The 9,799-nt window shown below is 43.0% G+C and carries 8 protein-coding genes; all 8 read right to left on the bottom strand.

Annotation, left to right across the window (positions count from 1 at the left end):
• Positions 1-123 precede the first annotated feature (123 nt).
• The 8 genes from HMPREF3201_RS08435 to HMPREF3201_RS08400 all read right to left on the bottom strand — a co-directional run bounded on the left by HMPREF3201_RS08435 (position 124) and on the right by HMPREF3201_RS08400 (position 9,419).
• Entirely contained in the window at positions 124-468 is a 345-nt protein-coding gene (locus tag HMPREF3201_RS08435) for a hypothetical protein (protein WP_231726837.1), read from the bottom strand.
• Between the two features lie 100 nt (positions 469-568).
• A complete protein-coding gene (locus tag HMPREF3201_RS08430; protein WP_154254413.1) occupies positions 569-922 on the bottom strand; it encodes a hypothetical protein in 354 nt (117 codons plus the stop codon).
• Positions 923-1,011: 89 nt separating this feature from the next.
• Positions 1,012-1,398 (bottom strand): hypothetical protein, encoded by a 387-nt coding sequence (locus tag HMPREF3201_RS08425; protein WP_227163192.1) that lies wholly within the window; start codon positions 1,396-1,398, stop codon positions 1,012-1,014.
• 114 nt (positions 1,399-1,512) lie between these two features.
• Positions 1,513-1,911, bottom strand: a complete 399-nt coding sequence (locus HMPREF3201_RS08420) for an SMI1/KNR4 family protein (RefSeq protein WP_062412629.1) — start codon at positions 1,909-1,911, stop codon at positions 1,513-1,515.
• Complete coding sequence (locus HMPREF3201_RS08415; protein WP_062412628.1) at positions 1,912-2,616, bottom strand: HNH/ENDO VII family nuclease; 705 nt, start codon at positions 2,614-2,616, stop codon at positions 1,912-1,914.
• Entirely contained in the window at positions 2,617-5,751 is a 3,135-nt protein-coding gene (locus HMPREF3201_RS08410; protein WP_062412627.1) for an ATP-binding protein, read from the bottom strand. It lies immediately after the preceding gene.
• Between the two features lie 152 nt (positions 5,752-5,903).
• The gene (locus HMPREF3201_RS08405) at positions 5,904-7,955 is read right to left on the bottom strand and encodes a dynamin family protein (RefSeq protein ID WP_062412626.1); all 2,052 of its coding nucleotides are present in this window, start codon (positions 7,953-7,955) and stop codon (positions 5,904-5,906) included.
• Between the two features lie 459 nt (positions 7,956-8,414).
• Positions 8,415-9,419: a restriction endonuclease gene (locus tag HMPREF3201_RS08400; protein WP_062412625.1), complete on the bottom strand. Its 1,005-nt coding sequence runs from the start codon at positions 9,417-9,419 to the stop codon at positions 8,415-8,417.
• Positions 9,420-9,799 lie beyond the last annotated feature (380 nt).

The raw sequence follows: 9,799 nt of genomic DNA, 5'->3' as shown, positions 1-9,799 counted from the left end.
TTTTATCATGCCTATTCGGCGCCAAAAAGAAAAAGCCGCAAGTCCTCCGACCTGCGGCTTTCATACCCTATTTAAAAGAATGGTTTCAATCGCTTTTTCTGACGGTTAATCTGATAATGCTGTTTAATAATAATACGTCCCGTTCAGGCTATAGGACCAGCCTAACCGATTCATGCCGTATTCAAAGATCTTATTGGGAGCCCTGACAATAGAAGTCTGATTTCCCGACATGGTATTGGTCCGATACCGCCACATATCGCTCTTGTACTGAGAAAAGCGCCAAGTCATCACTTGATCCAAGCGGCCATTTTGGACCCGTTTTACAGAGATAGAAAACCACTTCCCGGTCGCGCTCGTCCCATAGGCAAAGGTATCGTCCATGACGTAGACATCTACATTCTCCGCTGCCATATGGCTGACCCAGACGTCGGTAGCTCTGGCAGGACCGGTGCCGGCAAAGAAGCACATACATCCTACACAACAAATCAACAACGCCTTCCACAACATCTTCACAAAGCTCATCTCCTTTTATAAAATAAATGAATTATACGTCATACATAGCCGCGCCTTAATAATAATGCATGCCGTCACTCGAATAGGACCAGTCCAACTGCTTCATGCCATATTCAAAGATCCTGTCCGGTGCCAGGACGCCGGCCCGACGACCGCTAGCCATGGTATTCGTTGCATATTGCCACACGGATTCGGCCTTAAAGAACCGCCAGGTCACGACGTTCTCCAAGCTGCCGTTTTGAACCCGTTTCACATCTACCGAAAACCACGGCCCGTAGGCTTCCCTTCCCGAGGCTAAGGTATCCTCTATGACATACAAGTCGACATTTTCCGAGGCCCGATGATCGACCCATACGTCGGCAGCCTTCGAAGGACCGGAGCAGGCATACAGGATCAGATATATCAGCACAAAAATTATCAAGATCTTTCCGTACTTTCTCACTATTTCAACTCCTTTATGAATCGGAAGGTCCTGTGAATCGTACATTCAGCAGATCCTTAATAGTAATGCATGCCGTCATTAGAATAGGACCAGCCTAATTGATTCATGCCGTATTCAAAGATCTTGTTGGGCACTATGACGCCGGCACGACGGCCGCTGGCCATGGTACTCGTAGCATATTGCCATATGCGCTCGGGCTTAAAGAACCGCCAGGTCACCACTTTTTCAAGACTGCCGTTTTGGACCCGTTTTACAGCTACCGAAAACCAAGGCCCGTACGAATCTCGTCCCGAGGTCAACGTATCATCCATGACATAGAGATCCACATTTTCCGAGGCCCAACGATCGACCCAAACGTCGGCGGCCTTAGAAGGACCTGCGCCGGCAAAGAAACACATACATCCCACACAACAAATCAATAACGCCTTCCACAACTGTTTCACAAACCTCATCTCCTTTGTACAAATAAAATTCTAAACATATACTGAAACGGTTCCTCTTAAAAGCGTAGAGGCATCGCTTGAACAACCTTTATCACATACAATCGTTACATCAAGCTATTGCCGTTTTGATTCAAGATAGTCTGCTAAACTTTCAGCAATCTTTGTGGCGCTATGATTGGGTCTTGATTCATATACCGTACCACTACCATCCTGCCAAATGATGATACCGTCAATGCCCACATTTTCTATGACGTATAATTTATGCCCGATTTGATCATTTACAGCCCACTCTCTTTTGGTAACTTGAACCACATTTCTGTTCTTGGATTTTGCAACCCCCGTGAGCTCCACATCATCGGCTATAATCGCGCCAAATGTGAGTAAATACTCTTTATAATCTTCTGCCAAGGGCAGTGCCAAATCGATTTCTACGTCTTCTACCTCGTCCATCGTCGCAGGTTTTAATGATATCAAATTGTTAAGATTCTTTATGATCTCAATGACTTTAGACATTTATACTCCCTCCATATCCTTAATGCGTCCTTGCCAATGCTCCCGCCGTTCTTTGGCAAATTCGATCCGGTTAATTTCCGTTTCTTTCGTTTTATCATGCAGAATGGTGTCATTGCCGATACCTCGATGTTCTTTCAAGGTCAGTTCCGCAAGAGGATTTTCCGGTTTCTGTCCGATATGATGAAGTTCAATTTCCTCGCCATCTTTTGTAAGGGGCGGTCTTCCTCTTTCCATTCGCTCTCTGTTAGTGAGGCCATCTTCATCTTTTTGATCTAAGTCAATATCCTCTTTGATCAAACATTTCTTACCATTGATTTCGACTTCTTTCAAACCGGCCTTCATATATATTTCAGCTTCTTTCCGAGAGCCGATCTGCTCCAGAATTTCAGAAGACCACCCGGTTTCTTCTTGAATTTCTTTTTTCTCCTCCGCCGTCAGGCCTTCTTTGCTCTCATTCGATTCCCTTACTTTATTTTCTTGTGCTTCCAGCTTCTCCTTATTAGCTTCGATGACCGATTCTAAAGAAGAGTTCATCGCTGTTTCCGTATCCGCTTCTTGGGCAACCATTTTTTGTAATTCTGCTTTCTCTTTAAACTCAGTCATCCCCAGTTTTTCAACATTGTTCTTTAAGGCAGCCCCCTTCTCGACAATTTTTGTCATGCCCTCTTTCACAGCTCCGGTAAGTGCGGAAAGACCTCCAATCATTCAATCACTTCCCCTCCACTCAGCTTTTATCTTCAAAATGTCCTCGTCAGATATTTCAAAGAAGTAATTCTTTATGGTTTGAACAATATCAGTTCTTTCAAAGGCGTTTTTGTATATCAATTGCGCCACGATAAAACAGCCTTGGTCTTCAAGATTCTCTTCATATTCCGCTTGCAATTGTTCTTTTACCAAGACCAATTTGTCGTTATCGGGGGACAACATCAATTGATATATGTCGCTGCAAAGTTCATCCGGTATCATCTGTTTTAGGATATAACAGCCATTTAGTAAATATCGAAGAACACCTTCATACAATAGTTCGGCATAAATTTCATTTTCATTGTCACACATGACTAGGGTAACATTATTTTTCTTCAAAGACGATCTAAACGATTGTCGGCAGACCGTAACAGCATGGCTGACATGATTGCAATCCTGAACCAAAATAGTATTCAGCATCTTCATCCCCATAAGAGGCAGGGAATCTGCCAGTACTTCTTTTGCCAGGCTGACATTGATTTGATACAGTCGTTTCTTTATATCTTTGCCATACAACAAGTCGTCTGTCACCTTGATGTCATCAACCATCGCAATCTGCACACGAACGGGAAGACTCATTCCCTCCTTATGACACAAGGCTGTTCCCGTCTTAAGGCTGCCTAAATCCAGCCCTTCTTCACCGGTTAAGCCGATCGTATTGGCCATTACCGCTTGATCGTCAGCAGACACCAACCGCTGAATGATTTTGTTGGATGAATTTTTTATGACATCTGGCGCCAGTTTACTGGGAATCTGTTCCGCCACGATAACCCCTTGCCCATAGGAGCGCATTTCAGCCAGCATATTCGCAAAGTGTTCTACGGCCTTTCCCTTGGGATTGCCCAGATCTTCCGACGATTTTTCCGTGCTTACATTTTTCAAAAGTCGGTGTGCTTCTTCAATAACCAAAATATGCGATAGCGTTCTGTTCATATCCAACATTTCCTGGCTTATCTGCCGATATTCATTGATGAAGATAATCAATAATCCTACACAAAAGGCCTTATCCGAATCATCGGCTAAGCCTTCCAGTTCAAAAATCGTATTATGGTTCAACAACGCATTCATATCGGCATATTCATACGTATTAAACATATAGCCCTTGGATCCTGAACACAAACTTTCTAATCTGGCCATGATTGCCGTTTTTATATTTCCGGCAACCTCACCTTCATAGTCCATCTCTGTTTTGATATAGCGCTCGATTTCCAATTTCAAGTCCTGCATCGTCGGAAAGAGATACTTATGCGCCGCTGACGCATATTTTTTCTGCATATAGTCTGCATCAAAGAATTTGGCAGAGTTTGCCGTATTTACCAGATAGGGATGGAACCCCAAGGTCAAATTCCAGCCCTTTTTCTTATATACATTCTGCAAACATTTTTCTAAAATATACGGCATCGGGCCGTAGAAAGAAAAAGATGCATTGAACAAATCCTTCAAAAAATCGATATGCATCTGTGGAGAAACACCGCACTGAATATAAAAGGGATTAAATCGCAAACAATTTATCTCAGGTTTTCCCAGTGTATAGATTTGAGGCCTTTTTTTATCTTTAAGATTGATGTTTCTATATTCTTTTTTCGCCGACTCAATGACTAAAAATGGAGTGTCGGCTTCTTTCAATATCCCTTTCACGGTCGTCGTTTTTCCGCTGCCCGTAATGCCGCACACAAACGTATGGCGGGCCAGATCTTTATGGGTCAATGAAAAAGGCATATTTTCCAAGATTCTGCGACCTTCACAAATATGTCCCACCTCGACGCCAACAGCATTATCAGTAATCAAGGGATATGTTTTTCCCTTTTTTAACTCGAAGTTCGGCACCGGAACATCGGGCAGGGTACACATAAACCCCAACTCTTCAGAAGTAACTACCGTACACAGCGGCGACAATTCCGGTTCAGCATCGAGGATTTCAGGCACTAAGAGAGACTTTCCCTCAGCCTCCGTCTTATCCAAATGAAAAGAGTGAACAACTTGAGGCAAAATGACCGGATTGGGCTTAGCAAATTCTCCGGAAATGCAGGCCCGTATAATTCCAGCCGCCAATTTTGAATCAGTCGAATAAGAAATGACCGTTTCCCACATGCCATTGCTCCTACCTTGTCGCAATCTTTCAATAGCTTTATCTGTATAGTCCATCAATTCAAGGGCAACGCCATTTTGTACCTCTGCAGAAATGCCCTCACTTTGATTGATAGCGTCGGTGATAGTCTGGCTGTAATTTTCGGAGGCCGAAGAACTTTCGCTTGTCGTTTCGCTGTAGGATTCACTGAAAGTAAAACCAAGAGCCCATCCAAAACTTTCACTTATTGTATTGGACGTACTCTTCGTAATCGTGTCTGTACGACCTTCCGTATTTCCTTTCGATCTCGAGATTCCCTGCTGCCTCGAGATATTTCGCTTACTGACAGCAAAACACTGATCTTTGATCTGTATTAACGCCCTGCGTTTTTTCGAAATAATGTCTTGTGACAGCGGGCGTGAAATAAACAAAACGGTGTAATCTTGTCCATTCAAGCTTTTCATCAGCGGGGCCAAGGAGAAGATTTGCTTTTCCTCTTCAATTTTGACGGACGGTATGGCCGAGATCAACCCCACTTCTTTCTCACAGGCAGTTCTCGCCGCAAAATTCGTCTTATAGGGCAGGAGTTCGATTCCATCGAGCAACCCTTCCATGATGCTTTTTAACAAGTCCGAGTTATCCTCTGTATCCAGTAAGCCAACGACCAAATTTGTCGTTTCCCCATAGGAAACAATACCATACACGACGGGCTTCCCGACAGCATATAAGGCCGTGTAAAACTTGTCCATCTTTTCATTAAGAAAGTCGAACATATCATCGACTTCATCGGTCGTACAACTTACGATCCTGAAGAAAGCAAATGAGTCCAATAATTCATCAGATTTTGCATAGGACAGATCCATAATCTCTTGTTTTGTCTGAAGCAGACGCGCAGGGTGTATCTCCTCTATAAATTCAGCCGCTTGCTTTGCCACAACGCGGGTATCCTGCTGGAACTGCTCAGAAACTTCTGGTGATAAACGCTTTTCCGTCTGATCCGAAACATTTGATTCAACCTTATTCGTCATAGCGATGCTCCCTTCTGACAAGAGAACGAACCCTTATAAATCGTGTGAACTTAATTGTAAAAACAATGCACTGCTTCGGTTACCCGGTTTCGTGGCAATAAATATGCAGCCATTCTGACTGTCATCACACCGCAATATCAGGTGCTGTTACCTTATTGCAGATAGCTGTCAATGCCGCCCTTCAGTGCTGTGATTGGTTTTATCTTCGCTTCAAGAGCTGCTGCCTGAACCTTTAAATTTGTAATATCTTCCAATATTTTTTCGGTATTTTTCTTATCATCCTCGACCTTATGCAGCGCTCTCTCTTTATCCTCAGTATGTTTCCTTATTAATTCGGGTGTATAGGCAGTAAGCGTCTGTTGAACAAACAACTGAAGATCCTTGATTGCCTGATTCTTGATACGATCAAGTCCATCAATGAAACTATCTTTAACCAACTTATAAGCCGCTGACTGTGAAAATGCATCCTTTTTCTCAGATTCATAGTGTGTCCTGAATGAATCATAATTGTCGTTAAATGTTTCGTTGGCTTTTCTTCTCATCTCTTCTTTGATCGCATCCACCATTTCTGGAGAAAAGGTCGGTTCCGGCAATACATATGGAACGGGAATCTTATTACTGAGGGCCACACCTAAGAGGTCATTACACTCGGTAACTACCTTATCCCGTATTTTTTGCTCAAATTCGATAAAAAAACCTACTCGGCGAAACGCAAACGTTTCCAACAGTCCAAGGTTATAAAGATAATCATCATCGTAGTCATCTACAACCTCCATCGTTTCTTTATAATCATCCAGTATTACTTCGGCACGTCGTGCAATCAGGCCCTTTTCACCCGTGTATTTTTCTCCTATTTTCTCTACGTTTTCATTCATTCGAATTTTGATATTCTCAAGTTCCTCTTCTATTTTTACAGCACATTTGCTCAGGTCTTCGACTTTTAATGTATAATTTGCAACCAGTTCATCAAGGTAACTTCTTTTTTGCGCATAAACCTTCAACAGATGATCGAGTAGTTCACTCAGCGCCATAAAATCAATCTTCCTTCTGAAGAAATTCAACGACTGATTCACGCCATCAAAATGGGACAGTCGATTCAATTCCCTGAGGAACGCATCTTTTTTTCCATCACTACCCTGCCAGGCATCTTTAAGAAAAGGCTCAATAGCTTTCTTGCGCCCCATCTCTTTCAGTTCAGCCTTAATGTTCTCGGTGATCAGGTGTTGAAAAGTATTATAATAAAGTTTAGCCTTAGTATTGATAAGAATAATCTGATCTTTTCCGATGCCTTGTCTGCTGCCATCTTCCTGACGGGCAAACAGATTCACAAATTTCTCGAATGTCTTTTTTGTTTCTGTCTCCGGTTGTGCAGCAGTACGGTTTAAAATCAAGAACAGAGCATTTTTATACTTGTCAACATGCTTCGATTCTAAAAAGGATTTAAAACGGTTGGACTCAACCGAATCCTCAAAGGGCTGCAAAAAAAGAATGGCATCGGCAGATTCGATATCTTCAGACGTAACATCGGCCATGCTGCCGTCAGCCTTTACATCGGGAGAATCAATGATGCGAATCCCATGCATCGCTTCATCTTTAAAAGGGTATTCAATAATCATCTTTATGACGACGTTTCTCCATCGGTACTGCTTTTCCTTTATGTAGTTTTTGATCTTTCCGTTGTATTTTCCGCTGGAAAGGCCATGTATATTTTCACACGCTACGTCTTTTAAGAAGGCTTCGATGACCGCCTGATTGGCTTTCTTATCCCGGTATTTAACAATAATGTCACGATCAATAAGGGCGACGGGGATATCTCGATATTTATCAGCTAAGGCGACATGGGCAATCAAAAAATTTTTGATATTTTCTTCCCCTGATACGTCTTTCTTCTGCCCATCGGCATAGACGGCATGCAAAACAAACTTTTCGCCATAGGTAACCTCGACGACAGTACCCGTACACTGATAGATATTCATGGGCAGAATTTCCGAACCTAGATAGGCATTGATAAAGGTAAATGTATCACCTCTTGCTTCTCCGGTGATCATCAAGCAGAACCGGTCGTCCTTAATTCTCTCCGCCTTCAGCTTCAGAGCTTGTAAAGAAGTATCGTTTTCTGATATCCCCATTTTATGAAAAGCATCTAAAAACTCCTCATAGTACTTCAGTACTTCATTCTTTACATTATTATAACTCGTTATCATGGCGGAAACCTCCTTAACAAGTCTGATTCGCTGCTTTAATTTCTATTATACAAAGCCATCGTGACAGAAATTGTCTCTATTCATAGAAGTCATTTTCAAAAGTCCCTATACTTCCGACGTTTTTCTTCCTTCATCGTCTTTTCCGGTCACAATAGATTCTCTCTTCTTTTTTAATATCCGTTCGATTGATAGCTAACCTCATTATAACAAAAATAAGTTAATTTTGTTATATCGTTTTATACAAAACAATGATTAATCTATTCTCCTGACAGCCGATGCCAGAACCAGTATGCAGGATGTAGCCTTAGCAATAGAATCATTGCCATAAAAATCCTTCTTCCTCACCGGATTTGCGGCACAAAAAAAGACATATCTTCCCTGTCTTTCAGCCTCGCTGTTGCCGAGGACCAAAAGGCGGATCGATATGTCTCTTTATGATCAGATAGAAAAATGATGTGCTTAGGGCTGCGAATCTTCTTTCACAACGGGAATATACACTCGTTCTAAGGGAATCATCTGTTTATACTTATCGTTCAAATCAGGATAGTATTTCAAAATCAACTCTACCAGTTCGTATCCATTGATGCCGCGGATGATGGGCGTATTGGCCAGATACTTTTGAGCATTCTTGGTATAGTTGGATAAGGTTACAAACAGGCCGTAATCGCCTTCCCGCATGGCACCTTTCAAAGACTGGATCGCCGCTTCCTTGATGTCGCCGTCCTGACTCTTTACCTGTACCAGAATGCGCGGCGGCAGCTCATCTTTGTAAGCCGTAATATCGATGCCGCTATCTCCGCCGTGGGGCGACACGGTCGTACGATATCCCATGGCCCGTAAGAGGTCGGCTACAAAGTATTCTAAATCGTATCCTTTGAGATGCTTGCTAAGTGCTTTCAAAATGAAATCTCTCGTTGTCTCTACGATTTCTTCTGCCGTAGCGCCTACGCTTTCATCTTCTTCTGTTTCTGTGATGGCCCTTTCTTTTTTAAAGTCCTTATCGAGGGCAGACAGGTACTCATCGGCATAACTTTTCACGGAAAAGAAGGTCAGAGCTGAACCGATTTCATACAGCGCCCCTTGCGAGAAGGAGGTCCTGGAAAGATGCTTCAACCATTTCACCCTGCGCTGCTGTGCATATTCGACGGGTTCCGGATGATACTCATATCCGCCTTCAATGATGCCGATATTAATCTGTCGGTCGATTTTGGAAGGAAATACTACGTAATCACCGATTTCGACCTCGTGGACAAAGCGATAAAGCATGCCAACATGATTGGAAACACGGCCCTTCTTGGCATCAGGATAAACGGCAGCGTACTTTTCCTTGAAAGCCTCCCGATTGGCTTCGATCCGGCTCAAATCGCCCATAGCCTTCCAACCAATGGCGATGACAGCCTGCTGCAAAAATAAATTATCATCTGTGGTATGAATCCCCCATACCCGTTTTTCTTCGTGAGACATATTCTTATACCGCCTATCTCGTGCTTTGAAGAATGCCTTTTTCCGCACTTTTTTAGTTCTATTATAGCATGGATCTAATGATAACGTCGCTCTAAAAAGGACATCCTGCATCATACTCCGAACTCCATCGTCCCTCTACGTAAAAGCTACAATACGATCATTTCGTACCCCTTCACCCAACCAAGTACTCCTACATGGCAAAAAGCCGCCGCAAGACATCACAAACAGATGCCCGCAGCGGCTTTTCTCATTCCAACTTCAGATTTACGCTTCAAAGCAGAAAGCTTCCCGTCCCCTTGCGGGGATTTAGGTTCTAAACTCAGGCCGAAGAGCCCAATTTTAGCGACATTAAGTTTCCGTCCCCTTACGGGGATTAAGGT

The sequence above is a fragment of the Megasphaera sp. MJR8396C genome (assembly GCF_001546855.1).
Taxonomy (GTDB): Bacteria; Bacillota; Negativicutes; order Veillonellales; family Megasphaeraceae; genus Megasphaera.
This window is presented reverse-complemented; position numbering and strand designations above follow the sequence as displayed.

What these genes read in the sequence shown, in the direction of transcription:
- HMPREF3201_RS08435 (WP_231726837.1), bottom strand. Translation starts at nt 468, where the DNA reads ATGTGCTTCTTTGCCGGCACCGGTCCTGCCAGAGCTACCGACGTCTGG.
- HMPREF3201_RS08420 (WP_062412629.1), bottom strand. Translation starts at nt 1,911, where the DNA reads ATGTCTAAAGTCATTGAGATCATAAAGAATCTTAACAATTTGATATCA.
- HMPREF3201_RS08415 (WP_062412628.1), bottom strand. Translation starts at nt 2,616, where the DNA reads ATGATTGGAGGTCTTTCCGCACTTACCGGAGCTGTGAAAGAGGGCATG.
- HMPREF3201_RS08410 (WP_062412627.1), bottom strand. Translation starts at nt 5,751, where the DNA reads ATGACGAATAAGGTTGAATCAAATGTTTCGGATCAGACGGAAAAGCGT.
- HMPREF3201_RS08405 (WP_062412626.1), bottom strand. Translation starts at nt 7,955, where the DNA reads ATGATAACGAGTTATAATAATGTAAAGAATGAAGTACTGAAGTACTAT.
- HMPREF3201_RS08400 (WP_062412625.1), bottom strand. Translation starts at nt 9,419, where the DNA reads ATGTCTCACGAAGAAAAACGGGTATGGGGGATTCATACCACAGATGAT.